We start from the raw sequence: 25,985 nt of genomic DNA, 5'->3' as shown, positions 1-25,985 counted from the left end.
GCGCCCGCGCGGCTCAGGTGACCGCGGCGAGCGCCGCGTCGAGGGCGCCGTAGCGGTCGTCGCGGCCGGCGACCCACTGCCTGTGGCCCATGAGCTCGAAGATGCGCCGGTGCTTCGGGTTCTTCCAGGTCATGCCGAGCAGCACCCGCTGGAACGCCTCGGCCTTCGCCTCGGGCAGCGCCGGCAGCGCGTCGAACATCGCGAAGTCGTAGGCCGGCGTCGTCCAGAGGACGTCGACCCGGCGGAGGTCGATGTGGCCGTTCGCCTGCTCGGAGAGCCACACGGCGTCGCCGACCGCCGCCGCCTGGGCCTTGCCCTCGTGGAGCGCCGCGAGCGCCTGGATCTCGCTCGTCGCCGTGTCCCCGTGCTTGCCGACGTCCACCTCGAACGGCATGAGCTGGATCTTCTCCACCGCAACGCCCGCCTGCTGGAGGAAGTGAAGCGGCAGGATGCGCGCGTGCGCCGAGTCGGCGCTCCCGACGGCGAGGACCTTCCCCTCGAGGTCGCTGAGCGACCCGACCGCGGCGTCGCGGCGGACGAGGAGCTTGCTGTGGAAGTCGCGGTCGATCTCGCGCATGGCGAGCGAGCGGGACCGGCCCTCGGTCTGCCGCTTCACCCGCACGTGCGCCATCGCGCTGTTCCAGGCGACGTCGACGTGCCCGCGGACGAGCGCCTCCACCTGGCGCTCGTAGGTGGAGAAGAGCGCGAAATCAATCAGGATTCCATGCTCGCGGAAGTGCTCGCGCAGCAGCTCCCACAGCGTGACCACCTTGGCGTCGTGCGCCACGGCGCCGACGAGCATCGCCAGGTTCTTCATCCGGTGCCTCGCACGGGCGGCGACGCTAGCACGAGGTCCGCCCGCCGAGAGCCCCACGTCTCGCACATCGACGCCCCCCCGGAGCGCGCTCCGGTCCGGCCGGGCCGAGGCCTGGAGCCCGCGCGGCCCGCGTTGGCGCGCGAACCTCGGCGGCCGCGCGGGCGGCGCGCCGGCAAGAGAACGCCGCGCGGGCGGCGCGCCGGCACGAACGCCGCGCGGGCGGCGCGCCGGCACGAACGCCGCGCGGGCGGCCTCTTGCCCTCCGGCCGCCCAAACGGGCTACGCTGCGCGCCTCGTGCACGCCGGCGGCGGTTCGTTTCGATCTCGTCCGCCGGCGCTCCGCGCCTGATGGCCCGCTTCCGTTCCACCCTCGTTCCCATCCTGCTCGGCCTCTTGCCGTTCGGCGCGACCGCCATCGACGCGCGCGCCGCCCAGCCGCCCGCTGGCCGGGCCCAGGCCGACCAGCCGGATCCACACCAGGTCGCGGCCAACCCCGGCAACCAGGTTCAGCCGAACCCCGGCCAGGTCGAGGCGCGCCCCGCGGGCGCGGCGAGCACCGAGGCCACCGACGTCCCGTCGCTCCAGCCGCCGCTCGCCCTGGGAGCGCTCGTCGGCAAGCCCATCGTCCGCATCGACGTCGTCGCGCAGGGCGACCGCTGGCAGACCGTGGCGCCTGTCACCAGCGTCGAGCTCGGCGAGCCGCTCAGCCCGGACGCCGCGCGCCGCGCCATGCGCGAGCTCCTCGCCTCCGGCAACTTCGCCCGCGCCTCGGCCGAGGCGAGCCTGCTGCCCGACGGCGCCGCGCTCCGGATCGTCGTCGTCCCGCGCCGGCGCGTCGCGACCATCCAGATCACCGGCGGCGCGCTCGACCGCCAGGACACCCTCCGGGCCGCCGGCATCGCCGAGGACGGCGAGATCACCGCCGTCGCCCTCGCCGAGATCGGCCCCAGCGTCCGCGCCTTCTACGCGCAGCACGGCTACCCCGCCGCCGCGGTCGCGGTGCGCGCCGTCGACACCGACGACCCGACCCAGGTCGTCCTCGCCGTGAACATCGACCCCGGCGCCCCGCGCCTCGTCTCCCAGCGCGTCTTCGTCGTGGATCCGCGCGCCGACCGCGAGCTCGGCTCGCTCAGGGACGGCTACCCCCTCGGCGTCGGCGCCCGCGTCGACGAGCCCGCGCTCGCCGAGGCCGACCGCGCGATGATCGAGCTGCTCCGCCGGAGCGGCTTTCACTACGCCCAGGTCTCCCACCGCGTGCTCGCGGTCGGCCCGAACAACTACCTCTACGTCTACCTCCAGCCCGGCGCGCGCATCGTCCCCGCCTTCGACGGCAACCGCGCCTTCGACGACGACGCCCTCGAGGACGCGCTCGGCCTCGGCGAGACGACCGACACGAAGCCGGACGACCTCGTAGATCGGCTCCGCGCGTTCTACGTCGCGCGCGGCTTCCTCGACGCCGAGATCACCCACGCCCTCGGCGGCAAGCCCGACGACCCCGTCCGCTACCTGACCTTCACCGTCCGCGAGAACGAGCAGGTGCGCGTCACGAAGCGCGTCTTCCCCTGCCTCACGGGCGACCTCAGCGCCGACGACCTCGGCCGCGAGATCGAGAGCTTCCTCGAGGAGGACCTGCCCGGCGACGACTTCACGCTCCCCGACCCGCGCGGCGTCGCGGATCTGTTCGGCCCGACCCGCGGCGCCGGCGGCCGCGCCCGCCCGGTCGAGCTCATCCCGGCGATGACCTACGCGCCGGAGACCTACGACCGCGCCCTCAAGCACCTGCGCGATCTCTACTTCAGCAAGGGCTACCTCAACGCCGTCGTCGGGCCCGTCTCCGTGCTCCGCGCCACCTGCTCGCGCCGCTCTCCGCCGGGCGTCTGCGTCCCCGAGCCCGTCGCCGAGCGCGTCACGGCCCAGTGCCGCACCGACGCGCTCGGCCTCCCCCTCCCCGAGCCGCCCGTCCCCGCGGCCCTCAGCTGTCGCCCCGACCCCGCGCGGCACGTCACGTGCGCCCCCGAGGTGACGCTCCGCATCCCGGTCCACCCCGGCCCGCAGACGGTGCTCTACGACGTCGCCTTCGAGGGGAACAAGGGCTTCTGCGGGCAGGCGGGCCTGAACGAGCGGGACCGGACCTTCTGCGCGGACGAGCGGCCGTTCAGCGAGCGATGGCTCAGCGACATCGCCGATCTGGAGCTCGGAAAGCCGCTCTCGACGCTCGCCCTCGACGCCGCGCGGCTGCGCATCCTCGATGCCTACCGCGATCTCGGCTACGCGTTCGCCGAGGTCCGCGCCGCCATCGAGCCGTCGCCCGACCGCACGCGCGCCCGCGCGCGCTTCATCATGTCGGAGCGGGATCGCGTGTTCGTCACCGGCATCGTCGTCAAGGGGGCCGTCCGGACCGACGAGCAGCTCATCCTCCGCCGCGTGCTGCTGCGCGAGGGCGCCCCGTTCCGGCAGGCGCAGGCCCGCCTGAGCGAGGAGCGCATCGCGACGCTCGGGCCGTTCTCCAGCGTGTCGATCTCGCTCGAGGACCCGGACGTCCCGCAGAAGAACAAGCGGGTCATCGTCCACGTGGTCGAGCAGCTGCCGCAGTACCTCAACCCGCAGATCGGGTTCTCGACCGGCGAGGGCGCCCGCCTCGCCTTCGAGTACGGACACCGCAACATCGGCGGCCTGGCCATCGGCCTCACGATGCGCGTCCAGCTCAGCTACCTGTTCGAGTTCATGATCGTGGACCCCGCCGCGCGCCGCCACTACGAGCAGCTCGAGGGCGACGAGCGGCTCGAGCGCCGCAACACCGTCTCGGTCACGCTCCCGGACATCGGCCTCGGCCCGCTGGTCAGCCTGTCGCTGTCGGGCATCGAGATGCGCGACAACCAGCTCGACTTCGGCTTCGCGAAGCAGGCGATCATCCCCGCGCTCACGTACCGGCCGCGGCGCTCCGTGACAGCGCAGCTCGCCGTCTCCACCGAGCTGAACAACGTCGGCTTCTTCCAGAGCGAGAACACGACCGGCGACCCGGAAGAGGCGGCCAGCAACAAGCGGGACATCCTCGATCAGCTCCGCATGCCCGAGGGCCGCACCATCGCCCTGGCGCAGCGGCTCGACGTATCCTGGGACACCCGCGACGTCCCCTTCGCCGCGACGCGCGGATTCCTGCTCTCCGGCGGGGTCGAGCACGTCGACGCGTTCGACGTGTTCGACTCGGGCGAGTCCCAGTCGAGCTTCCCCGAGAGCCACTTCCTGCGGTTCACGGGCCGCCTGTCGGGCTACATCCCGCTCGCGCGCCGGGGGCCGATCCTCGCGCTGAGCCTGTCGGGCGGGTACATCCACCCGCTCGTGGCCAGGAGCGGTACATACCCCGACCGCCTGTTCTTCCTCGGCGGCGTCGACTCGCTCCGCTCCCACCTGGCCGAGTCGCTGTACCCCGAGGACGGGCTCGACGAGGCGAGGAGGGCGCTCGAGGACAACACCCAGGGCATGGGCGCCGAGGAGCAGGACGTCCAGATCTCGACCGACGACATCCCCCGCGGCGGGACGGTCATGGTGAACCCGCGCGCCGAGCTGCGCGTTCCGCTGACGGATCTGCTCCAGCTCGGCTTCTTCCTCGACGCGGGCAACCTCTGGATCCGGGCGAGGAACGTCAACCTCGACCCGCGGCGGCTCCGCTACGGGCTCGGCGCGGGCCTGCGGGTGAACACCCCCATCGGCCCCCTGGCCTTCGACTACGGCTTCAACCTGGACCCGCGCGAGGAGCTGAACGAGATCGACGGCGCCCTCCACTTCTCCGTCGGGCTCTTCTGACAGGCGCCCACCGCGGGTGGCCCGGCGCCGCGCTGCGGGTGCGCCGCGCGCCGCGCTGTTCAGCCCGCCACGGGCCCGGCCGGCGCGCGCCTCTCGTGTCTCGTCATCTCGCCCCTCTCCCTTCATCGCACGTCATCGCGATGGCTTGCCCGGTGGCCCCGCAGCAACGCTGGAACAACAGACGGGTTGAGCCCGCCTGAAACGAGCAGACTCTCGAACCGCCAAGGCGCCAAGGACGCCAAATCATCGTCTTCTTCTTGGCGTCCTCGGCGTCTTGGCGCTTCATTTCTCGCTCGATCAACGCGATCGGTGCTCTAGAATCGTTTGCCTTCACTGCACTCGACACGTTCGACGGCTCGGCGGCGGTGCGGGCGCCAAGGCAACTCCTCTCAGCTCACGACGACGAGGCTCCCCTGATGAACCGTTCTTTCCGTGGATGTGCGCTGCTCGCCCTGACACTGGCGCTGGCTGTCTCCGGCTGCGGGGACGACAGCGCCGCGCCGAGCAGCACGGCGAGCGCGTCCGCGGGCGGCGGGGAGGGGGGCCAGGGCGGTCACGGCGGGACGGGCAGCGCGACGGCCGGCGGCGGCGCGGCGGGCGGCGGCGCGACGGGCGGCGGCGCGGCGTCGACCGGCTCCGGCGGGGCGGCGGTGTGCGGCGACGCGCGGTGCGACGCCGGCGAGGCGTGCGAGAGCTGCCCCGGCGATTGCGGGGCGTGCGCGGCGACCTGCGGCGACGGCGCGTGCGAGGCGCCGGAGACGTGCGCGTCGTGCGCGGGCGACTGCGGCGTGTGCCCGCCGGTCTGCGGCGACGGCGCCTGCGAGCCCGGGCGGGAGACCTGCCATGCGTGCGCCGCCGACTGCGGCGAGTGCCCGGTCGGCGAGTGCAGCCACGACCCCTGCAAGGAGGGAGATCCCCTCGTCGCCGGCTGCGACCCGTGCGTGGCCGCGCTGTGCACGCGGGACCCGGCGTGCTGCATGAGCGCGTGGGGCCCCGCCTGCGTCGACGGCCTCGCCACCGCCTGCGGGCGGGCCTGCGGCTGCCCGCACGTCCTCTGCGAGACGGGCGCGCCGCTCGATCCGACGTGCAGCACCTGCGTCGAGGCCGTGTGCGACGAGGACGAGGGGGACAGCTTCTGCTGCAGGTTCGACTGGGACGAGGGGTGCATCGCGCTCGCGCAGCTGCGGTGCGGCGTCACGTGCCCGTGAAGATGCGATGCGGCCTCACGTGCCTGTGAATCGGCGCGCCGCCCGCCGCGGCCGCAGCGCGCCGTGGCCGCCTGCCGCGGCCGCGGCGGCGCCGCTCAGCGCGCCGTGGCCGCCTTCATCTCGCGGACGAAGCTCGCCACCGAGCGCGCGGCCGCCTCGGGATCGCCGAGGTTCGCCGCGACCCGCTGGACGACCGCGGAGCCGCTGACGACGCCGAACGCCCCGGCGGCGAGGGCGTCGCGCACGTGCTCGGGCTTCGAGATGCCGAAGCCGAGGATCGCCGGCGGCGCGCCGAACCGGCGCAGCGTCTCGAAGAGCGCCCCGTGGCCGAGGCGGAGCTCCTCGTCGGCCCCGGTCACGCCCTTGCGCGTCACGCAGTAGGTGTACGCGGCGCACCGCTCCGCGAGCATCTGCAGCGTCGCCTCCGAGGCGTTGAGCGGCGCGATGAGCACCGGCGCCACGCCCGCCGCGCGCGCCGCCGCGACGTACGGATCCGACTCCCGCACGGGCACGTCGGCGACGAGCACGCTGTCGACCCCGGCCGCGGCGACCGACGCGTAGAACCCCTTGAGATCGCGGTGCTTCACGAGGTTCGCGTACGTCAGGATGCCGACCGGCACCTCCGGCGCCTCCGCCCGGAACCGCGTGAGCAGCTCCAGGCAATCGGCCGGCCGCACGCCCGCCTCGAGCGCCCGCACGGCGGCGGCCTGGATCGTCGGGCCGTCCGCGATCGGGTCCGAGAACGGGATCCCGACCTCGATCGCGTCCGCGCCCCCCTCCACCGCCGCGCGGAGCAGCCGCGCGCTCGTGGCGAGGTCGGGATCCCCGAGCATCAGGAACGGGATGAACGCCCCCTCCCCCCGCTGCCTCAGCCGATCGAATGCGCGATCGTAGCGCGTCGTCATCGCTCCCCGACTCATCTCGACCTCCCGGGATCGAGCAGCTTCTGCGCCTGCTCCATGTCCTTGTCTCCGCGCCCCGACAGGTTCACGACGAGCACCGTCTCGCGCCCTGCCTGCGACGCCTCCGCCGCCATCTTCAGCGCGTGCGCGATCGCGTGCGCCGACTCGAACGCCGGGATGATGCCCTCGCTCCGCGCGAGCATCTGGAACGCGTCGAGCGCCTCGTCGTCGGTCGCCGCCACGTACGTCGCCCGGCCCGACGTCATGAGGTGCGCGTGCTCCGGCCCGACGCCGGGGTAATCGAGCCCCGCCGAGACCGAGTGCGTCTCGGCGACCTGCCCGTGCTCGTCCTGGAGGATGTAGGTCTCCGACCCGTGCAGCACGCCCGGGCGGCCCTTGAGCAGCGTCGCGCCGTGCTTGTCGGTCGAGAGCCCGTGGCCGGCGGGCTCGACGCCCACGAGCGCGACCTCCTTGTCCGGGATGAACTCGGAGAAGATGCCCATCGCGTTGCTGCCGCCGCCCACGCACGCGACGACCGCGTCGGGCAGGCGCCCCTCCGCCTGCTGGATCTGGGCGCGCGCCTCGCGGCCGATCACCCACTGGAAGTCGCGCACGATCGTGGGGAACGGGTGGGGCCCGGCCACGGTCCCGATCAGGTAGTGCGTGTCCTCGTAGCTCTCGGTCCAGTAGCGGAGCGCCTCGTTGAGGGCGTCCTTCAGCGTCTGCGTGCCCGAGGTCACCGGCACCACCTCGGCGCCCATGAGGCGCATCCGGAAGACGTTGAGCCGCTGCCGCTCGACGTCCTTCGCGCCCATGTAGATGCGCGTGGGCATCCCGAGCAGCGCCCCGATCATCGCCGTCGCGACGCCGTGCTGGCCCGCCCCGGTCTCGGCGATGAGCCGCTTCTTGCCCATGCGCCGCGCGAGGAGCCCCTGGCCGAGCGCCTGGTTCGTCTTGTGGGCGCCGCCGTGGAGCAGGTCCTCGCGCTTGAGATAGACCTTCACGCGCGGGTCGCCGGTCAGGTTGCGGCACAGGGTGAGCGGCGTCGGGCGCCCCGCGTAGGTCGTCAGCAGCGAATCGAACTCCGCCGCGAACGACGGATCGCCGCGCGCCTCGAGGTACGCGCGCTCGAGCTGCTCGAGCGCGGGCACGAGGATCTCCGGGACATAGGCGCCGCCGAAGGCGCCAAAGCGGCCGCTTTGCTGCATGGTGATTGCCTCGATCGTCGGTGTGCGTGGTGCGTTGTGCGTCGTGGGAGGTTCGGTCATGGCGAAGCGCGGTCCGCCGGGGCCGCGGGGTCGGGGTCGTGGCGCGAGGGGCCGCGCGCGCCCTCGAACAGCCGCAGGAGCAGGTCGGCGCACTTCGCGCCGGGCGCGCTCTCGACGCCCGAGCTCACGTCGAGCGCCCACGCCCCCACCCGGCGCGCCGCGGCGATGTTGCCCGGGTTGAGCCCGCCCGCGAGCAGGCTCCGGGCCCGCGCCGGGTGGCCCTCGATCGCGCCCCAGGCGAACGTCTTGCCGGTGCCGCCGCGCGCCTCGGCGGTGCGCGTGTCGAAGACGAGCCGGTCGGCGCGGCGCTCGACCTCGGCGCCCCCGCCGGCCGCGCCGGCGTCGCCGGCCGCGCCGCCCGCCGCGACGGGGCTGCCCGCCTCGCCGGCGGGCGCCATCGGGACCGCCTTCCAGACCTCGCAGCCGTCGGGCAGCGCGGGCCGCAGCGCCTCGACGAACGCGGCGTCCTCGTCGCCGTGGAGCTGGACGGCGCGGAGCCCGAGGGCGCGCGCCGTGTCGGCGACGAAGTCCACGGATTGATTGAGGAAAATGCCGGCGAAAGGCAGCCCCGCCGCGGTGGCGATCACCACCTCGGCCTGCTCGCGGGTCACCCGCCGCGGCGACGCCTCGGCGAAGACGAGGCCGCCGAAGCGGGCCCCGAGCCGCTCCACCTCGCGCGCGTCCCCCGGCCGGGTCAGGCCGCAGACCTTCACGCGGCCGTTCACGAGCGCGCGCGCGGCGTCCGCGATGTCGGGGCTGCGCATGAGCGACGTGCCGACGAGGAACCCGTCGACCGAGCGCGCGAGCCTGTCCACGTGGGCGCGCGACTCGACCCCCGACTCCGCGATGACGATCCGGTCGCGCGGCACGCGCGGGGCGAGCCGCTCCGAGACGGCGAGATCGACCTTGAGCGTCTTCAGATCGCGGTTGTTGATGCCGATCACGGGCGCCGGCAGCGCGAGCGCGCGGTCGAGCTCCGCCTCGTCGTGGACCTCGACGAGGCAGTCCATGCCGAGCGCCTCGGCGGCGCCGAGGCACACGAGCGCTGTCGCGTCGTCCAGCACCGACAGCATGAGCAGGATCGCGTCCGCGCCGTGCGCCCGCGCCTCGACCACCTGGTAGGAGGTCACGACGAAATCCTTGCAGAGGATCGGGACGTCGAGGACCTCGCGCACGGCCTGGAGGATCTCGAAGCTGCCCTGGAAGAACGGCTCGTCGGTCAGCACGCTGACCGCGTCGGCGACGCCGTAATACGCGGCGGCGACGGCGTGCGGGTCGAAGTCCGGCCGGATCAGCCCCTCGGACGGGGACGCCTTCTTGCACTCCAGGATGAACCGCGCGCCCGGCGCGGACAGCGCGCGCCGGAGGCTCCGCGACGTGGGCGGGGCCTTCGCCCTGAGGTCGGCGAGCGGGGTCCGCCGCTCGCGCTCGGCGACGTCCGCCCGTTTCCGCTCCACGATGCGCGCGAGGACATTGCTCTTCTCAGCCATGATGCGCCTCCTTCCGCGCTTCCTGGGCCGCTTCCCGGCTCACCGCCACGAAGCGCGCGAGCCGCTCGGCCGCCCGGCCCGACCGGATGGCGTCGAGCCCCATGGCCGTCCCCTCGCGCAGGCTGTCGGCGCGCCCGCCGATCCAGAGCAGCGCGCCCGCGTTGATGGCGACAGCGTCGGCGTGCGCGGGCTCGCCGCGGCCGGCGAGGAGGTCGCGGAGCCAGGCCGCGTTGGCCTCCGGGCCGGCGCCCCGGAGCGCCTCGATCGGCGCGGGCGCGACCCCGGCGTCCGCCGGCTCGATGGTGAGCTCCTCGACGACCCCGTCGCGGAGCCGGGCGGCGCGGGTGGGGGCGTGCAGGGCGATCTCGTCGAGCCCGCCGCCGTGGACGACGAGGGCGGCCTGACAGCCGAGCATCCCGAGCGTGCGCGCGGCCGGGACGACGAGCTCCGGATCGTAGATGCCCATCACCTGGATGGGCGGCGCGCTCGGGTTCACGAGCGGGCCGAGCAGGTTCATGATGGTGCGCACCCTGAGGGCGCGGCGCACCGGGATCGCGTGGCGGAGCCCGGCGTGGTACTGCGGCGCGAAGAGGAAGCAGAAGCCGACCTCGTCGAGGGCGCGGCGCGAGGCCTCGGCCGGGGCGTCGATCCGGGCGCCGAGCGCCTCGAGCACGTCGGCGGAGCCGCACTGGGAGGAGACCGAGCGGTTGCCGTGCTTGGCGATGGGCAGCCCCCCCTCGGCGGCGACGAAGCCGACGGCGGTCGACACATTGACGGTGGACTGCCCGTCGCCGCCGGTGCCGCAGCAGTCGGCGTACGCGTAGCTCGGCCGCGCGAACGGCGCCGACGCCCCCCGCAGGGCGCGCGCGGCGCCCGCGATCTCGGCGGGGGTCTCGCCCTTCGCCTTGAGCGCGACGAGCAGCGCCGAGAGCTCGATCTCGGTCAGCGCCCCCGCGACGACGTCGCGGAAGAGCGCCTCCGCCTGCTCCGTGGAGAGGTCCACGCCCGCGCAGAGCGCATCGATCACTGCATGCATCATGGTTCGCTCCTCATGTTCACGGCCGTTCTGGCAGACACTGCTCCTCGAGACTCGAACGTCGGACTGCGGCGCCCTGCATAGCGGACAAAAACGAAAAGGCCCACCGTTGTTCGGCGGGCCCTCTTTCTTCTTCCTTCAGGTCGGCCTCCCCGCAGGGAGGCGCGTCACCCGTCGTGAGGGCCCGCCTCGGTAGACCACCAGCGCCACCAGCGAAGCCCGGCCGCGCGCACGGCGGCGCCGAGGACGAGCGCCTCGGAGCCGGAGCGAGCGCAGGACGCGGTGAGCGCGCGGGGCATGCGGGAAACATAGCTTGCGGCCGCGAGCCGGGTCAAGCGGGTTCGCGGCGGCTCCGCTGGTTCCCGCTTCGCTGGGTCTGCCGGTCTTTCGATGGATCGTCCCGCGGCGGGGCGGCGCGCGGCTCGGGTGCGGCGGTGTCCTGTCGCCCTGCACGATCGGGCGATGTCCTCGCGGAGGGGACGCCGGTGTGCGGGACAGACGCGGTGACAAGGATCGTATGCCGAAGATATCCATGCCAGGCGCGCCACGGAGGCGCGCCGGCAGCGTCAGGGGGCGACGGTCCGGGAGATGCGGATTCGCCTCCGAGGAGCCAGCGCGAGCGCGGGCTCACGCGCTTTCGGGTCGAGCTCGCCCCGAGGTCGTCCGGGCTACCTGGAGATCACGAGCCACGTCAGCTCGTCGATCCCGGAGCGCGGCGCCGTCCTGACGACCGCGCCGTCGGCCTCGCCCGCGGTCGGCGCCGAGAGCGTGCCGTCGTACTCGCTCACGGTCCGGAAGCGCACAGGCGTCCCCGGCGCCAGATCGGAGGGGGCCTGAACGGCGATCGGCGAGCCGCTCGTGGTCGCGAACGGGTAGAGCGCGTAGACCGCCACGATCTCCTCGCCGCCGAGCTCGGGGAACGGCGGGACGCGATCCGGCGGGATCCTCCGCGCCGCGATGTCGTGGAGGGACGAGCCGAGAGGCGCGATGAGATCAGCGCGGCTCAGCGTGAGCTGGAGGCCGTCGCCGACCTCGAGGACCTGCGGATCGCCGCTGCTCGGGCCGAGGACGGCGCCCGCGGGCAGGTCCGGCACGAAGAGCGATCCGACGTCGACGGTGACCGCTTCGACGAAGCGCAGCGGGACCATGGCGACGCCCCGGCGCGGCGTGGTCCCCGCGTCCTCCATCGCCTTCACGACGAAGTCGACTGGCACCTTCGCATCGCAGAGGAAGGTGAAGCGGCCGTCCGCCGCCGTGCTGTCCGAGTAGCAGACCCTTGTATTGCAAAACAGCACCGGGGCGCCGCCGATGGGCTGCCCGGCTTCGTCCGCGAGCACGCCCGTCACGCCCGGCCCGGCCGGAGCACCGCCCGCGCCGGGATCGCCCGCCGCGCCGCCCCCGCCCCCGCCGCCGCCTGCCGCCGCGCCGCCATCCCCTTCCCCACCGCCGCCCGACGTCGCGCCGCCGCCCGACGTCGCGCCGCCGGCGCTCCCCGCCCCGCTGGTCGCGCCACCGCCTCCAGCGCAAGCGGACGCGACGAGCGCCGCCAGCAGGAGCAACGTGCGGCCCGTCATTCAGCCAGCGCCTGCTCGATGACCGCCGTCATGGCGTCGGGGTCGTATTCGTGGCTGGCGTACCGGACGATACCGTCCTTCCCGACGATCACGTCGACCGGGAACGGGTTGGGTCCAGGGAAGCTGGACGTCACGGCGGCGTAGGTGCTCGCTGTCTCCTCGATCCCGAGCGGGAAGGTGACCTTGATGTTGTCGCAATACGCCTGGACCTGCCCGATCTGGTCGACCGACTCCCTCGGGTTGAGGGCGACGATCTGGAGCCCCTGATCCTTGTACTTCCGCCAGAACCGCTCCTCGGTGTCCGGCAGGTGGTTCGCGCAGACCGGGCAGAAGGTGGCGAAGTAGGTCAGCAAGAGCACGCTCCCGGCCGACTCCTCCGAGGTCCAGGTCGAGCCGTCCAGCATCGTGCCCACGGTCGCGGGCAGCGGCGCCCCGACGCTCACGCCGGGCGCGTTGCCGACGAGGTACGCCTTGCGCACCGGCGCCGCGGGGTCGTCCGAGACGATGTGGAGATAGCCGATCTCCTGGTCTGCCGCCGACGCCCGGTAGGTCAGCGCGAGCTCGATCGTCTCTCCGGGCTGGATCCTTGCCTGTCGCGGCTCGACGCTGAACGCCGGGCCGCTGATCCAGCTGTCCACGAGCGTGAGCGGCGCCGTCCCCTGGTTCGATACCTCGAGCGGGACGGTCTTCGTTTTCCCGGCGGCGACCGGGCCGAAGTCGATCCGGGCGGCGGATTCCGGGAGGCGGATGTTGGGGGCGACGCGGTCCGGCTCCAGGCGGTAGGAATACGGGTTCTCCCAGGTGCCGATGAACACGTCCTGCCCCCGGGCGGCGACGCCGAAGGTGCGCATCGTCGGGAGCTCGCGATCCGGATCGTCGTACTCGAACGGCCTCGGAATGCGCACGGCCGCAAGGAAGGTGGGGCTCGCGGGCGTGGACACGTCGTAGACGCGCACGTCGTTCCACGCGGCGACGAAGAGGCGGCCCTCGGAGTACGCGAGGCGGAGCGGGGTCCCGGGCATCTCGGCGCGGCCGACGACGACCGGGTTCTCGAGGTCCGAGATGTCGACAATGGCGACGCCCGCCGAGCCCGCCGCCACGTAGGCGAAGTCGCCTTCCACGACGACGCCCTTGGCCTGGCCGCCGGTGGCCACGCGCCCGAGCTCGACCGGCTTCGTCGGATCCGTCGCGTCGACCGTGACGAGCCCGTCCACGCCGTCGGCGACGAAGACGTGGTTATCGCGCGCGGCGACGCCCCACGCATTGGTGAGGCCGCCCAGGCTCCCGACGCGCGTGAACCCGCTCGCGCTGTCGTAACTGTAGACCCCGAGGCCGTTGCCGTGCAGCCCCACGAAGATGTTGTGGTTCGCGACGTCGACGCCCTCGTAGCTGACCCCCGGCTCCTGCAGCACGTGGAGCTGCACAGGCGCCTCGGGATCGCGGATGTCCCAGCCGCTGAGGAAGGCCGGGTTCCGGATGTTGCCGAGGTGCGTCGTGAAGACGAGATCGCCGTCCCACGCGAGGTGCTTGCAGCCGGGAGCGCGGGTATCGTCGGGGATCGCGTGCCTGAGCCCCCCGGCGAGCACCTCCATGTCGGCGGGGTCATTGGCGTCGATGACATTGAACGTGTAGCTGCAGTTGAGGAGCAATCCGTCCTCGCGGAGGCGCACCTCGTCCGTGTGGCTACCGACCTCGTGCAGGTTCTGGAGCTGCACCAGCGGGCTCAGGAAATGACCTGGCTGGAGCGCGGTCGGGACGCATTCCCCGCCGACGTCCTCCGTGCCCTCGCCGCAGGTGACGCCGGGGCTCGCCGCCGCCGGCACGCACGCGCCGTCGACCTCCTTCGTGCCCTCGCCGCAGGTGACACCGGGGCTCGCCGCTGCCGGCACGCACGCGCCGTCGACCTCCTTCGTGCCCTCGCCGCAGGAAAGCCCGGCCCCGCTCGCAGGATCGTCGTCTGCGCACGCGGACGAGGCGAGCATGACAAGCGCGGGGAGGACGGCGCGACGTCGTAGCAGCGTCATCAGAAGCTCCTTGGATTGCGGCGAAGATCGCGTTCGCTCACGCGAGCGCGGGGAAGCGTCACGCCGAAGGATACGGGTCGCTCGGGGGGCCCGGGCAAGGAGAAACCCCGCTGCCGCCCCGTTGAATTCCTGCGCTATTCGTCGTCCGGGTCGTCCCCGAAGAGCACGCCGACCGACAGCGCGATCGCATCGAACGGCTCTGCCCTGACCCGCTCGCCACGCTCCGCGGTGAGCACGTTCAGATAGCCATCCGGCATCCATCGATGCACCGCGAGCACCTCGTTCATCGGATCGACGATCCAGGTTTGAGGCACCTGGCACCGCTGGTAAGTGCGCTGCTTCTTCACGAGATCGTTGCGCGTGTTCGAGCGGCTCAGCACCTCGCAGACCCAGTCGGCCGAAGACAGCGGCATCCACGGCGGGCGACCTCGACCCCCCGGAGCGCGATCGCTCGCCTCCCGCGCCCCCGGCTCATCCGCTCCCGCAGGATACTTTCCGGCCCCGTACTCCGATGGTAGGCCCGGGGCACCACCCCGGGGCGCGCGACCTCGCGGCCAGGCGCGACAGGCCCGCGCGAGCCCCCGCGCGGCCCTCCCCCCTTGCGTGCCCATGATCACCGCCGAACCAGGTCCCCCGCCGCCGCCGAGCGCCGCCGGCGCTCATGACAGCGTACCGCCGCGATCGCCGAGCGGGCCGCCCCCCAACGCGGGCGCGCCGCCGGCGCGGTCCGCCCCCCCGCCGGCGCGGTCCGCCCCCCCGCCGCCGCCGCGCCGCAGCGCCTGGACCACCCGCCTCGGCGAGGCCTGCGTGCTCGGCCTCGGCGTCGCGTCGCTCTCCGCCGTCCCGACCGCGCTGCGCACCGCCCGCGCCGGCGCGTCGTTCCTCGACGGGCTCCTCGTCGGCACCGCGGTCCTGCTCCCGCTGGTCACGCTCGCGCTCATCCTCTCGCGCGCCGCCGGCCGCGGCTTCCGCGGCATCGTCGGCGCCGGCGGCGAGCGGCTCGCCGTCCTCCGCGTCGCCCTGTGGATCGGCGTCGCCATCCCCGTGCTCGCCGCCCTCGCCGCCCTCCTCAAGGCCGTGACCCACCACCGCGGCCTCGCCGGCGCGACCTTCGGCGTCCTCGGCCTCGCCGGCGTCGCGGCCGCGGCGCTCCTCACCCAGCGCCTCGTCGCCCTCGGCGACCGCCTCGCCGCCCGCGGCGTGAAGCCGTGGATCCTCGCCGTCGCCGGCGCCGCCATCGGCGTCCTGCCCCTCGTCGCCGCCTTCGCGCCCCTCGCCGCCTTCGCGGGCAGCGCGACAGGCGACGCCGGCGCGGCCGGCGACGCCGTGCGCGCCGCCATCGTCGACGGCGCCATCGCGCTCGTGGCGACCGCCCTCGTCTCCAGCGTCGACCTCAGCGCCGCGGTCGGCCGCGTCGCCGGCCTCGCGGGCGTGCCGCTCGCCGCCCTGGTCCTCATGACCGCGACGGCGCGCGTCGAGTCGTTCCCCCCGCTCGGCCAGGCCGTGCGCGCCGGCGGCGGCCTCGCGGCCACCTTGTTCGGCGCGCTCGAGCGGTGGACCGACCGCGACGGCGACGGCATGGGCTCGCACTTCGGCGGCCTCGACTGCGACGAGGGCGACCCCACCCGGTACCACGGCGCGCCGGACATCCCGGGCGACGGCATCGATCAGGACTGCGGCGACGGCGCCCCGGCCGGCGCCCCGCGCCCCGCCGCGGCGCTCGCGGGCCTCTCTGCGGGCGCCCCGCCGGCTGCCCCCGCCTCCCCGACCGCGCCCACGCGCGCGGCCACCGCGCCCGCGGCCCGCGAGGATCGCGACGCGGTCGTCCCGGCCGTCCTGACCCGGACCACAGAGGCCGGCACCTCCCCCGGCGTCACCACGCCGGCCGCCGCCGTGGTTGCCGCCGCCGCGGCGCCCGCCGCCCCTTCCGCCCAGCAGCGCCCCGACATCCTCCTCGTCACCCTCGACACGGTCCGCGCCGACCACACGTCCGCCTACGGCTACCACCGCGCCACGACCCCGCGCCTCGCCGAGCTCGCGTCCCGCGGCGCGCTGTTCGAGCGCGCCTACGCCGCCTCGAGCGAGACGCAGCGGGCGATCTCGCCGCTCGTCACCGGCCGCCGCCTGAACCGGGCGGCGCGCGACCGCCGCGCGTGGCCCACGCTGCTGCCCGAGAACGACACCCTCGCGGAGCGCATGAAGCGCGCCGGCTACCTCACCGCCGCGGTCAGCTCGTTCACGTGGATCAGCCGGGAGCGCGGCTTCGATCAGGGCTTCGACCGCTTCGAGAGCGTGTACGGCGACGCCCACCCCGAGCGCGAGGCGACCGGCCACCTCGCCGTCAAGAAGGCCATCGACCTGCTCGCGGCCCACGCCCAGCGCGCCGAGCCCGTCTTCCTCTGGCTCCACCTCTTCGACGCCCACGAGCGCTACATCGCCCACCCCGGCATCCGCTTCGGCTCCGGCAGGACGGCCGCCTACGACGGCGAGATCGCCTACGTCGACCGCCAGCTCGGCGCCCTGCTCGACGCCGTGGCCGCGGGCCCGCGCGCAGGCCGCACCGCGGTCATCGTCCACGGCGCGCAGGGCGAGGGCCTCGGCGAGCACGGCCCCGTCGGGCACGGCGTCGAGCTCTACGAGGAGGTGATCCGCGTCCCGCTCGTCGTCGCCCTCCCCGGCGCCGCCCCGGGCCGCTACCCCCACCCGGTGAGCACCGTCGACATCGCGCCCACCGTCCTCGACCTCGGCGGCGCCGAGGCCACGGCCGTCGAGGGCAGCTCCCTCGCCGCGATCGCCGCCGGCGCCGAGCGCGCGCCCCGCGGGCCGGTGTTCGCCCGCACCGCCCGCCGGTCGGCGCTCGTCGACGGGCACCTCAAGCTGATCGTGGCGCACCGCAAGAAGCGCGACCGGCTCTTCCTCTTCGACCTCGAGCGCGACCCCCGCGAGACCCGCGACCTCTCCGGCGAGCGCCCCGACGACCTCGCGCGGCTCCGAGAAAAGTTGCCTGCCTTCGAGTCCCCCGCGCAGTAAAGTCTACGCGAGGGATCATGCACCGATCTGCCCGTCCGACGCGCCATCCGACGGGGAAGCCCGCGCCTGCCCGCGCGACGCTGCTGCGCGCCGCGACCGCCGTCGGCTTCGCGCTGGGCCTCGCCTCGCTCGCGCTGCTCGTCGCGCGCCTCGCGCGGGCGCCCTCGGTGCCGCTCACGCTCGGCGCGGGCGCCATCACCGGCGCGTTGCCGCGGCGCCCCCGCTTCGAGTGGCGCCTCGTGCGCGACCGCCACTGGCAGATCGCGTCGTCCCCCGCCGAGTCGCGCGACGCGACCGACCAGATCGAGGGCAACCGCGGCGTCTGTCCGACGGGCATGGTCGAGGTCTCCGGCCTCATGAAGCTCGACCCGACGCCGCGGTCCCAGGGCGACCTCCGCACCATCGACGAGATGCAGCGCTCCACCTGCAAGCACTGGATCAGCCGGGACTACCCGGAGCGCTGCGCCGAGTTCGACCGCGAGCGATGGCTGGAGCTCTCGAGGGATCTCGACACGAGGCCGATGCACTTCTGCATCGATCGCTACGAGTATCCCAACCAGAAGGGCGTCTATCCGGTCATCCTCGTCTCGTACTACGAGGCGGCAGAGCTCTGCGCCGAGGAGGGCAAGCGCCTCTGCGACGAGGCCGAGTGGACCTTCGCCTGCGAGGGCGAGGAGGCGCGCCCCTACCCCTACGGCTACGTCCGCGACCCCGAGGCGTGCGTCGTCGACCAGCCGTGGAAGCCGTACATCGAGACCGCGCTCCGCCCGCGGGGTGGCCCGGCCGCCATGGCCGAGATGGATCGCCTCTGGCAGGGCAAGCCGTCCGGCGCGCAGCCCCGCTGCCGGAGCCCCTTCGGCGTGTACGACATGACCGGCAACATCGACGAGTGGACCCGCTCCGTCCGCGAGGGCGAGCGCCCTTCCATCCTGAAGGGCGGCTACTGGGGTCCGGTCCGCACGCGCTGCCGCCCCTCGACCCGCTCGCACGACGAGAACCACATGTTCTACCAGCAGGGCTTCCGCTGCTGCGCCGACCACGACGCGGCGCGCGCCGCGCCTGCGGAGCGCGACGTCTCCGGCGACCCGGCCGCCGCCCCGCTGCCCCGCGAGCTCCGCTGAAGCGCTCGCCGGCGCCTGCGGCTCACGTCGGGCGCCTGCGGCTCACGCAGGGCGCCTGCGGCTCGACGTCGGGCGCCTGCGGCGGCGCCTGCGGCTCACGCAGGGCGCCTGCGGCTTGACGTCGGGCGCTTGCGGCGCACGCAGGGCGCCTGCGGCGCACGCAGGGCGCCTGCGGCGCACGCAGATCACCTCGAGGCGGCGTGCGGTCGACCTGGCTCGCCGCAGCGCGTATCCTCTGCGCTGATGGACGATTCCTCCGCCGGACAGGGCGCCTCGCCCGGCCCCCGCGACGCACGCGCAGCGCCCGCCGGCGCGCGCCCTGCTGCGCCGGCGGGGACGCCCCCGGGCGACGCGCCCGCGCGCCGGCTGGACCGGCTGACCGGGCTCGTGCTCGTCGCCGCCGCCGCCGTCGCGCTGTCCCCGACGGCGCCGCTCCTCCTGCGCGCCGTCCTCGGCGAGCGGCCGCCCATGCAGGCCGCCGGCCGGTTCGCGCACCTGCTGGAGCGCCGCTCCCCGGACGACGACGGCGCGCGGGCGCCCACGCACCCCCGGTTCCCGTTCGACGCCGACCCGGACGACGACGACCCGCGGTCGCCGCACGGCGCCCTTCCCGGCTTCGACGAGGAGGGCGACGATCCGGACGCCCCTGCGCGCCCTCAGATCGGCGTCGCCTCGCGCGGCCTCACGCTCGTCGACGAGCCGCGGGCGGACGGCGCCCGGGTCGCCGCGGTCGCCGCCGGCGAGCTCGTGATGATCGTGCGCGAGGCGGGCGGCTGGGCGCTCGTCGCCAAGCACCAGCAGGGAAACCTCGTCGTGGGCTGGGCGCGCCGGAGCGAGATCGCCGTCCGATGAGCGCGCACCGGCCGCCGCGCGCCTACCGCGGGCGCCTGCTCACCCCGGTCGCCGCCCCGGCGGGCGGCGCCGCGGTCCGCTACCTGGACGACGCGCTGCTCGTCGTCGACGAGCGCGGCCGCATCGCGCAGGTCGCGCCGTTCGCCCCGGGGGCCTTCCGCGGCCCGGTGCTCGATCTGCGCCCTGCGGTGCTGATGCCCGGCTTCATCGACGCGCACGTCCACTTCCCGCAGACCCGCATCATCGGCAGCGCCAGCGGCCCGCTGCTCGACTGGCTCGAGCGGTCCGTCTTCCCCGAGGAGGTCCGCTTCCGCGACGACGGCTATGCTGCCCTCGTCGCCGGCGAGTTCACGTCCCGCCTCCTCGCGTCGGGCACGACCACCTGCGTCGTCTTCTCCAGCTCGTGCCCCGGCGCGACCGACCAGCTCTTCGGCGCCTTGCAGCGCGCCGGCCTGCGCGGCATCGCCGGCCTCACGCTGATGGACAGGAACTGCCCCGAGGCGCTCTGTGTCCCCCATGACGAGGCCATCCCGGCGGCCCGGGATCTCGTGCAGCGCTGGCACGGCGCGGGCGGCGGCCTTCTCGAGTTCGCGATCACGCCCCGCTTTGCCCCCAGCTGCTCGCGCGCCTTGATGGAGGCGGCCGCGCGGCTCGCCCGGGATCACGACCTCCTCGTGCAGACGCACATCGCCGAGACCCCGGCCGAGGCCGAGGCGACGCGGCGCGAGCACCCGTGGGCGCGCGATTACCTCGACGTCTACGATCGCGTCGGCCTGCTCGCCGGCCGCACCCTGCTCGCGCACGGCGTTCATCTCTCGTCGCGCGAGTGGGATCGCATCGCCGAGGTGGGCTCGTCGGTCGTCCACTGTCCCGACTCGAACTTCTTCCTGGGCAGCGGGCGCATGCGCCTCGCCGACGCGCGCGCCCGCGCCGTCCCGGTGGCGCTCGGCAGCGACGTCGGCGCCGGCCGCAGCTTCGACATGCGCCGCAGCATGTCGAGCGCCTTCGACAACGCCCTCTGTCACGGCGAGCGCCTCACCCCTGCCGATCTGTTCTTCACGGCCACGCAGGGCACGGCCGACGCCGTGGGCCTTGGCCGCGTCATCGGCAGCCTCGACCCTGGCAAGGACGCCGACTTCATCGCCGTCCGTCTCCCCGAGCACGCGCTCGGCGAGCCGGAGGTCCTGAATCACCTCGTCTTCGCCTCCGACGCAGCCGCCGTCCAGCGCGCCTTCGTCCGCGGCACCCCCGTCTATCCCTGACCCGTGGCGACCCGTCCCGCCCCTACTCGGCGGCCTCGTAGACCTCGAGCTCCCAGACCAGGATCTCGAAATCGCGCCGCAGGATGTACCGCGCCCCGTCGTCCCCCCGCACCTTGAAGTAGAGGTGATCGACGCCCGGCCACCTGTCGAGGATCTCGGTCACCCGCACGCGCCGCTCGCCCAGGGAGAACGCCACGGGCTCCTCGCTTCCGCCGTGCCCGGCACCGCACGTCACGTCGACCCGCATCTGTCGTTCGCGCAGGATAGCAGGCCTCGGCCCCCGGCTCCCGCGCCCTCCCCGAAGGAGGCTCGCCGGCCGGCCGGGCGCCTCGACACCGCCGCGCGCCGGCCGGCCGGGCGCCTCGACACCGCCGCGCGCCGGCCGGCCGCAGCGCCCGCGGGCGCCTCCTCGCTCAGAGCGGCTCGACCGAGCAGCCGTACAGCAGGTTCATGGCCGCCGTGTTGTCCTGCACCGCCATGGAGCACGTGTCCGGACACAGCCGGATGAGCCCCTCCTCGATGTAGAACGCCGACGGCTTGCACTCCTCGGGGGTCTTCACCTGGGAGAAGGTCTGCTTCTCCCCGCCGTTGCTCGGCGTGTACTCGATCTGCACCGTGTCCAGATCGATGGAGTGCCCGCCTGGCGCGTCTGGCACGTCGATCTCGCACGACAGCTTCGCGCCCGAGATCACGCTGTCCGCGATCGCCTGGAACACGGCATCATAGGTGTCGTACTGGTTGATCGGATACCGCAGACCGCCGGTCATGACGCTGAGGCTCTGGTACGTCGTCCCGGGGTCGACCGAGCCGGGGCGGCACTGCTCCCAGGTGGCGGGCAGGTCCGGCGGCCAGGGCATCGTCGGCGGGGTGTTCTCCTTGATTCCCACGAAGCTGAAGAACATGTAGTTGCGATCGGCCGGCGTCCCGAAGAGCTCTGGCGCGACCGACGTCAGGGCCGCGTCGAACACCTCCGCCGACCGGGCTCCCCCCTCGACGTTCCTGTTCTCGTCCAGGTCGTCGTCGAGATCGTACAGCGTGATATCCCCCTCATCGACCATCGTCTTGTTCGTGCCGAGCGATCGCGTCGAGCAGTCGACGCCGTCGTCGGTGATCTCGACGAACACCTTGAGCGAGTCCGGCCGCAGCCACTGCGACCACCCCATCGACGTCGCCTCGCCCCGGGGCGTCATATCCCCCTTCAGGCTGTCGATCGCGATGCAGAGCGAGTCGAGGCTGCCGACCTCCAGGTTGTACTGATAGAAGTGCGGCGGGTTCGAGTTCGGCGTCGACGGCACCGGCGAACAGCTCCCGCTGCCGAGCGGCGCCTCGATACATACGGACTGCTCCAGCGACGAGCTGCCGTGCCTCGAGAGCATGATCACGCGGTAATCGATCCCGCTCCTGTCGATGATCGACGCGAAGTTCTGGTTGATGTTCCGCTGAACGCTCTCGATCTCCTCCGTCATGCTCTCGGAGTTGTCGATGATGAAGATGATGTCTGCCGGACGCTGCTCGTAATCGGCCTGCAAGCTGGTCGCGACGCACGCCGTGTCCGGGTTGAGCGTTCCGGTGGACATGGCCCCGGTGCCGGCTGGTGTGAAGTCGCCGCCGCTCCCGCTCCCGCTGCTGCTCCCGCTGCCGATCGTATCGCCGCCGCCGCTCCCGCTTCCGCTGCCTGAGCCGTTGTCTCCGGAGCTCGCCCCACCGTCCCCGCCGGAGCACCCACCGATGGATGCCACCGACGCAAGCAAACCCAAACCGACCAGCCCAACAAGCTTCTTCCTCGAGAGCTTCAAAATGACCTCCCAATTGGGGGGCGCGACAGTGCGCAACGACGGATGTTACCAGAGTCACGTCCGCGTGGATGCGATCAGCATGAACTATTTGAATGCGACCGGAGGTAGACAACCAACCACCGTTGTCGCCCCATGTGCCTTGTCTGCGACGCTCGACTCGCGATCTGGGAGAGGCTCCCCCAAGGGACGAGGACATGGACGAACACGGGTGGACGGGCGCGCCGCGCCGCGAGGGGGGCCCGCGCGGCCCGGCGGGACCACCCTCGGGCACACGCGACGAGCGCCGCGCACCCGCCGGCGCCGCCGTGGCGCAGCGCGGATCTAGGCCGAGGCCCTCGACGCGACGATGTCGCGCGCGGCCGCGAGAAGGCGCTCGGGCGTGTTCGCCTCGGGCTCCTCGGTGACGAGCTCGACCAGCCGCTCCAGGATCTCCCCGACGAGCCTGCTCGGCGGAATGCCGAGCTCCTTCATCAGCACGCTCCCGTTCACCGCGAGGTCCTTGGCGGACAGCGCCGCGCCCGCCGCGAGCATCGCCTCCACGCGCTCCCGGAGCCGCCCTATCGAGGCGATGTCCTCCGACGCGTCCCGCCCCTTGCCGAGCGCGTCCGCGAAGCCGATCTCGTAGAGATCCGGCGCGAGGGCCGGCGTCACCCGCCGGAGCCACCGGCGCACCGCCGCGTCCGTCCAGGTCTCGTCGTAGCAGATCAGGTGGTGTCGGATCAGCGCCACGATCCGCGCCCGCTCGTCGTTCGAGAACCGCAGCCGCGCGAGGATCGGCTCGGCCATCTCGGCGCCGACCCGCTCGTGCTCGTAGAACGTGTAGTCGCGCGTCTTGTCCGAGAACGCGCGCGTCCGCGGCTTGCCGATGTCGTGCATCAGCGCCGCCACGCGGAGGATCGGCTCGGGCTTGCACGCGTCGAGGCAGGCCATCGCGTGCCCCCACACGTCGAACGCGTGCCAGCGGTTCTGCTCGCAGCCGACCGACTCGATCATCTCCGGGCAGGTGATCGCGAGCAGCTCCGTCCGGCGCATGATCTCGAACGCCACGCTCGGGCGGCGCGCGCGCATCGCCTTGAGCCACTCGTCGCGCACCCGCTCCGCGCTGACGCAACGGAACGTCTGGTGCGACCGCGCCGTCCCCATGGCCCGCTCCGTCTCCGGCTCGATCGACCCCTCCAGCGTCGCGGCGAAGCGCGCCGCGCGCAGCACCCGCAGCCCGTCCTCCGCGAAGCGCTCGTTCGGGTCGCCGACGGCGCGGATCACGTTCGCCTCCAGGTCCTTCTGGCCGCCGAACGGATCGATCAGGTGCCCGTCCACCGGATCGATCGCGATCGCGTTCATGGTGAAGTCCCGCCGCGCGAGGTCGGCCGTGATGTCGTCGACGAACTCGACCCGGTCCGGCCGCCGCCCGTCCGTGTACGTCCCGTCCCCGCGCAGCGTCGTGACCTCGTACGGCACGCCGCGCACGAGGACGGTCACCGTCCCGTGCTGGATCCCGGTCGGGATCACCTTCCTGAACGAGGCCACGATCTCGTCCGGCCGCGCGTCGGTCGCGACGTCCCAGTCCTTGGCGGGCTCGCCGCGGAGCAGGTCGCGCACGCAGCCGCCCACGATCCAGCCGCGCTTGCCGCGCTCGCGCAGGCGGCGACAGATGCCGAGCACGTCCTCGGGGACGAGGGTGATGAGCTGATCTACCTGGGTCACCCTGGCGGCTTATCACGGAGCCCGCAGAGCGGGCCACGCGGCGCGCGCTGGCTCACTTCTTCTGGTTCTGCTCGGCCCAGGGGTCGCGGACGTCCGAGCCCTTCGGCGTGCGGGTCGTCGACGGCGTCGCCGGGGGCCGCCCCCCGCCGGGCCTCGCCCTCGGCGCGCCCTTGTCGTCGACCTCGACCAGCTTCACCAGCTTGCTCTGCTCGGTGCCGTCGAGCACCACCGTGCTGGGGACGTACCCCTCGGCCCGGATGTCGATCGTCACCGTCTGCCCCTTCTCGACGTCGATGCTCGCCGGCAGCCTCAGCTCCACCCCGTTGCGGTAGCCGACCGCCGTCTCCGGCACGGCGGCCAGCGCCACCACCGTCTTCTGGACCGGCGGCGGCTCGGGCGCCGGCCTCGCCGCGGGCGCCTCGGTGGCCGTCGGCTTCGGCGGCGCCGCGGTGTGGCTGGCGGACCCGCTCGCGCCGATCACGAAGATCGCCGTCACGATCCCGACCGCGGCCGCCGCGCCCGCGACCCACACGTAGCGCGGCCACGGCGAGCGCGGGGGCGACGGCGGCGTCGCCGGGACGATCACCTTCGACGTCTTGAAGTAGTCGTGCGGCACGTTGAAGCCGCCCGACCGCGCCATCATCTCCGCGACGGCGCCCGGCACCCCGCCGCCCTTCACGCGATCGAGGTCCGCGTGGAGCTCGCTCATCGTCTGGTAGCGCGACTCTGGCTTCTTCGAGAGGCACTTCAGGATCACCGCCTCGAGCCCGGGCGGGCAGTCCGGCCCGCCGACGAGCGCGCGGATGGGGACCGGCGCCTTGTACATGTGCTGCGTCAGGATCCCCATGAAGTTGTCGGCGTTGAACGGCAGCTGCCGGCTCACGAGCTCGTAGAGCATCACGCCGAGCGAGTAGATGTCGGTCCGGTGGTCGATGGGCGCGCCCGCGGCCTGCTCCGGGGACATGTAGTGCGGCGTCCCGAACACCGCGCCCGCGCGCGTCAGCTTCGTCGTCGTGCTCGTCGACACCTTCGCGATCCCGAAGTCGAGGATCTTCACGAAGTTCGGGTCGCTGCCGCGCGACACGACGAACACGTTGTCCGGCTTCAGGTCGCGGTGGATGATGCCCGCCTCGTGCGCGGCGGCGAGCCCCGCGGAGAGCTGCAGCGCGATGTGGCAGATGCGGTCCATCGGCAGCTCGTTCGGCGAGTCGATGAGCTGCGCCAGGCTCACGCCTTCCAGGTACTCCATCACGAAGTACGTGGAGCCGTCCGGCAGGTCGCCGAAGTCGGAGATGTCGACGATGTGCGGGTTGCCGATGCTCGACGCGGCGCGCGCCTCCTGGACGAAGCGCTCGAAGATCTCGCGGTCCCGCGCGAGCTCGGCGCGGAGCACCTTCACGGCGACGCGCTTGTCGATGACCTTGTGGCGGGCGAGGTAGACGTACCCCATCCCGCCCTCGCCGAGCAGCCGCTCGATCTTGTACCGGTGGTCGAACGTGGTCCCGATGTACGGGTCCTTGGCGCCGGGCGGCCGCCGCTCGCGCGGCTCGACCTCGTCCGGCGGCGGGATCTCCAACGACGGCTCGGCCTCGCTGACCGGCGCCCCGCTCGTCCGCCCGCCCATCTCGTCGGCGTCGGGCTCGCTCTGCCGCGCGAAGCGGGGGGTCTTCTGGCGGAGCGGCGGCGGCGCGGCGAAGCCCGGCGCCTCGCTCGCCGGCCCCTCGACCCAGCCCGACCTGGATGGCCTGGACGACGCGTGGACCTCGACATCGACGGACACGTCGTCGCCGGCGCTCCCGGGCTCCCCGGAGTCCACGGACGGCATGGTCTCGGCCCGGACGCCGGACGAGCGCACCCCGACCGACGGGCTTGTGGGGCGCGACACCGGCGCCTCCTCGAGCGCGCCCTCCTCGTCGTTGACGACCCTGCTGCGCGCGGTGTGGTGCTCGTTCTTGGTGGCGCTCATGAAAAGCTCGCGGGCAGAGGTACACGCCACATGCCGCCGTCTGCGGCAGGGCTGGATTCTAGCAGGCGTTCGGTCCGAGAAGCGAGGCCCTGCGCGCGCCGCGCGAAAGTCCGCCCGCGCGCGGGCTCGTC

19 protein-coding genes are annotated in these 25,985 nt (G+C 73.6%); 6 read left to right on the top strand and 13 right to left on the bottom strand.

Translation table 11 applies throughout. From position 1 onward, the window contains the following. Positions 1–13 precede the first annotated feature (13 nt). Positions 14–817: a phosphate/phosphite/phosphonate ABC transporter substrate-binding protein gene (locus tag WMF24_RS06255; RefSeq protein ID WP_437735437.1), complete on the bottom strand. Its 804-nt coding sequence runs from the start codon at positions 815–817 to the stop codon at positions 14–16. 348 nt (positions 818–1,165) lie between these two features. Between WMF24_RS06255 and WMF24_RS06250 the strand changes: the two genes are divergently transcribed. Both WMF24_RS06250 and WMF24_RS06245 read left to right on the top strand, forming a co-directional pair. Beyond that, the gene (locus WMF24_RS06250; protein WP_437735436.1) at positions 1,166–4,621 is read left to right on the top strand and encodes a BamA/OMP85 family outer membrane protein; all 3,456 of its coding nucleotides are present in this window, start codon (positions 1,166–1,168) and stop codon (positions 4,619–4,621) included. A gap of 416 nt (positions 4,622–5,037) precedes the next feature. After that, positions 5,038–5,829 carry a hypothetical protein gene (locus tag WMF24_RS06245; RefSeq protein WP_437735435.1) on the top strand — a complete coding sequence of 264 codons (792 nt, stop codon included), beginning with the start codon at positions 5,038–5,040 and terminating at the stop codon, positions 5,827–5,829. 95 nt (positions 5,830–5,924) lie between these two features. Here WMF24_RS06245 and trpA read toward each other — a convergent pair whose 3' ends face one another. From trpA to WMF24_RS06205, 8 genes are all read right to left on the bottom strand, one after another. Next, positions 5,925–6,734, bottom strand: coding sequence for a tryptophan synthase subunit alpha (gene trpA, locus WMF24_RS06240; protein WP_437735434.1), 810 nt, complete (start codon positions 6,732–6,734; stop codon positions 5,925–5,927). A gap of 11 nt (positions 6,735–6,745) precedes the next feature. Continuing rightward, positions 6,746–7,939 carry a tryptophan synthase subunit beta gene (gene trpB, locus WMF24_RS06235; RefSeq protein ID WP_437735433.1) on the bottom strand — a complete coding sequence of 398 codons (1,194 nt, stop codon included), beginning with the start codon at positions 7,937–7,939 and terminating at the stop codon, positions 6,746–6,748. A gap of 56 nt (positions 7,940–7,995) precedes the next feature. Further along, positions 7,996–9,489 (bottom strand): bifunctional indole-3-glycerol-phosphate synthase TrpC/phosphoribosylanthranilate isomerase TrpF, encoded by a 1,494-nt coding sequence (trpCF, locus tag WMF24_RS06230; protein WP_437735432.1) that lies wholly within the window; start codon positions 9,487–9,489, stop codon positions 7,996–7,998. Then, positions 9,482–10,525, bottom strand: coding sequence for an anthranilate phosphoribosyltransferase (gene trpD / locus WMF24_RS06225; protein ID WP_437738771.1), 1,044 nt, complete (start codon positions 10,523–10,525; stop codon positions 9,482–9,484). The genes trpCF and trpD overlap by 8 nt, the downstream gene beginning before the upstream one ends. Positions 10,526–10,692: 167 nt before the next feature. Then, on the bottom strand, positions 10,693–10,824 hold the full coding sequence (locus tag WMF24_RS06220; protein WP_437735431.1) for a hypothetical protein: 132 nt from the start codon (positions 10,822–10,824) through the stop codon (positions 10,693–10,695). A gap of 369 nt (positions 10,825–11,193) precedes the next feature. After that, positions 11,194–12,099, bottom strand: coding sequence for a hypothetical protein (locus WMF24_RS06215; protein WP_437735430.1), 906 nt, complete (start codon positions 12,097–12,099; stop codon positions 11,194–11,196). After that, a complete protein-coding gene (locus WMF24_RS06210; protein ID WP_437735429.1) occupies positions 12,096–14,123 on the bottom strand; it encodes a redoxin domain-containing protein in 2,028 nt (675 codons plus the stop codon). The genes WMF24_RS06215 and WMF24_RS06210 overlap by 4 nt, the downstream gene beginning before the upstream one ends. 134 nt (positions 14,124–14,257) lie before the next feature. Then, positions 14,258–14,536: a Uma2 family endonuclease gene (locus WMF24_RS06205; RefSeq protein ID WP_437735428.1), complete on the bottom strand. Its 279-nt coding sequence runs from the start codon at positions 14,534–14,536 to the stop codon at positions 14,258–14,260. Between the two features lie 196 nt (positions 14,537–14,732). Here WMF24_RS06205 and WMF24_RS06200 point away from each other — a divergent pair, with 196 nt between their 5' ends. From WMF24_RS06200 to guaD, 4 genes are all read left to right on the top strand, one after another. After that, on the top strand, positions 14,733–17,153 hold the full coding sequence (locus WMF24_RS06200; protein WP_437735427.1) for a sulfatase-like hydrolase/transferase: 2,421 nt from the start codon (positions 14,733–14,735) through the stop codon (positions 17,151–17,153). A gap of 17 nt (positions 17,154–17,170) precedes the next feature. After that, entirely contained in the window at positions 17,171–18,274 is a 1,104-nt protein-coding gene (locus WMF24_RS06195; RefSeq protein ID WP_437735426.1) for a formylglycine-generating enzyme family protein, read from the top strand. Positions 18,275–18,517: 243 nt separating this feature from the next. Beyond that, positions 18,518–19,126 carry an SH3 domain-containing protein gene (locus tag WMF24_RS06190; protein ID WP_437735425.1) on the top strand — a complete coding sequence of 203 codons (609 nt, stop codon included), beginning with the start codon at positions 18,518–18,520 and terminating at the stop codon, positions 19,124–19,126. After that, positions 19,123–20,388 (top strand): guanine deaminase, encoded by a 1,266-nt coding sequence (gene guaD, locus WMF24_RS06185; protein WP_437735424.1) that lies wholly within the window; start codon positions 19,123–19,125, stop codon positions 20,386–20,388. Before WMF24_RS06190 ends, guaD begins: the two co-directional genes overlap by 4 nt. A 22-nt stretch (positions 20,389–20,410) precedes the next feature. Here guaD and WMF24_RS06180 read toward each other — a convergent pair whose 3' ends face one another. From WMF24_RS06180 to WMF24_RS06165, 4 genes are all read right to left on the bottom strand, one after another. After that, positions 20,411–20,584 (bottom strand): hypothetical protein, encoded by a 174-nt coding sequence (locus tag WMF24_RS06180; protein ID WP_437735423.1) that lies wholly within the window; start codon positions 20,582–20,584, stop codon positions 20,411–20,413. 217 nt (positions 20,585–20,801) lie between these two features. After that, positions 20,802–22,127 carry a hypothetical protein gene (locus WMF24_RS06175; protein ID WP_437735422.1) on the bottom strand — a complete coding sequence of 442 codons (1,326 nt, stop codon included), beginning with the start codon at positions 22,125–22,127 and terminating at the stop codon, positions 20,802–20,804. Between the two features lie 378 nt (positions 22,128–22,505). Then, the gene (locus tag WMF24_RS06170; RefSeq protein WP_437735421.1) at positions 22,506–23,888 is read right to left on the bottom strand and encodes a CCA tRNA nucleotidyltransferase; all 1,383 of its coding nucleotides are present in this window, start codon (positions 23,886–23,888) and stop codon (positions 22,506–22,508) included. Positions 23,889–23,940: 52 nt separating this feature from the next. Then, entirely contained in the window at positions 23,941–25,854 is a 1,914-nt protein-coding gene (locus WMF24_RS06165) for a protein kinase domain-containing protein (RefSeq protein ID WP_437735420.1), read from the bottom strand. Between the last annotated feature and the right edge of the window lie 131 nt (positions 25,855–25,985).

It is taken from the genome of Sorangium sp. So ce1335 (genome assembly GCF_051521615.1).
Classification (GTDB): domain Bacteria; phylum Myxococcota_A; class Polyangia; order Polyangiales; family Polyangiaceae; genus Sorangium.
The sequence above is the reverse complement of the archived record's forward strand: the minus strand, read 5'-3'. Positions and strand labels throughout refer to the sequence as shown.

What these genes read in the sequence shown, in the direction of transcription:
- WMF24_RS06255 (WP_437735437.1), bottom strand. Translation starts at nt 817, where the DNA reads ATGAAGAACCTGGCGATGCTCGTCGGCGCCGTGGCGCACGACGCCAAG.
- WMF24_RS06250 (WP_437735436.1), top strand. Translation starts at nt 1,166, where the DNA reads ATGGCCCGCTTCCGTTCCACCCTCGTTCCCATCCTGCTCGGCCTCTTG.
- WMF24_RS06245 (WP_437735435.1), top strand. Translation starts at nt 5,038, where the DNA reads ATGAACCGTTCTTTCCGTGGATGTGCGCTGCTCGCCCTGACACTGGCG.
- trpA (WP_437735434.1), bottom strand. Translation starts at nt 6,734, where the DNA reads ATGACGACGCGCTACGATCGCGCATTCGATCGGCTGAGGCAGCGGGGG.
- trpB (WP_437735433.1), bottom strand. Translation starts at nt 7,939, where the DNA reads ATGCAGCAAAGCGGCCGCTTTGGCGCCTTCGGCGGCGCCTATGTCCCG.
- trpCF (WP_437735432.1), bottom strand. Translation starts at nt 9,489, where the DNA reads ATGGCTGAGAAGAGCAATGTCCTCGCGCGCATCGTGGAGCGGAAACGG.
- trpD (WP_437738771.1), bottom strand. Translation starts at nt 10,525, where the DNA reads ATGCATGCAGTGATCGATGCGCTCTGCGCGGGCGTGGACCTCTCCACG.
- WMF24_RS06220 (WP_437735431.1), bottom strand. Translation starts at nt 10,824, where the DNA reads ATGCCCCGCGCGCTCACCGCGTCCTGCGCTCGCTCCGGCTCCGAGGCG.
- WMF24_RS06215 (WP_437735430.1), bottom strand. Translation starts at nt 12,099, where the DNA reads ATGACGGGCCGCACGTTGCTCCTGCTGGCGGCGCTCGTCGCGTCCGCT.
- WMF24_RS06210 (WP_437735429.1), bottom strand. Translation starts at nt 14,123, where the DNA reads ATGACGCTGCTACGACGTCGCGCCGTCCTCCCCGCGCTTGTCATGCTC.
- WMF24_RS06205 (WP_437735428.1), bottom strand. Translation starts at nt 14,536, where the DNA reads ATGCCGCTGTCTTCGGCCGACTGGGTCTGCGAGGTGCTGAGCCGCTCG.
- WMF24_RS06200 (WP_437735427.1), top strand. Translation starts at nt 14,733, where the DNA reads ATGATCACCGCCGAACCAGGTCCCCCGCCGCCGCCGAGCGCCGCCGGC.
- WMF24_RS06195 (WP_437735426.1), top strand. Translation starts at nt 17,171, where the DNA reads ATGCACCGATCTGCCCGTCCGACGCGCCATCCGACGGGGAAGCCCGCG.
- WMF24_RS06190 (WP_437735425.1), top strand. Translation starts at nt 18,518, where the DNA reads ATGGACGATTCCTCCGCCGGACAGGGCGCCTCGCCCGGCCCCCGCGAC.
- guaD (WP_437735424.1), top strand. Translation starts at nt 19,123, where the DNA reads ATGAGCGCGCACCGGCCGCCGCGCGCCTACCGCGGGCGCCTGCTCACC.
- WMF24_RS06165 (WP_437735420.1), bottom strand. Translation starts at nt 25,854, where the DNA reads ATGAGCGCCACCAAGAACGAGCACCACACCGCGCGCAGCAGGGTCGTC.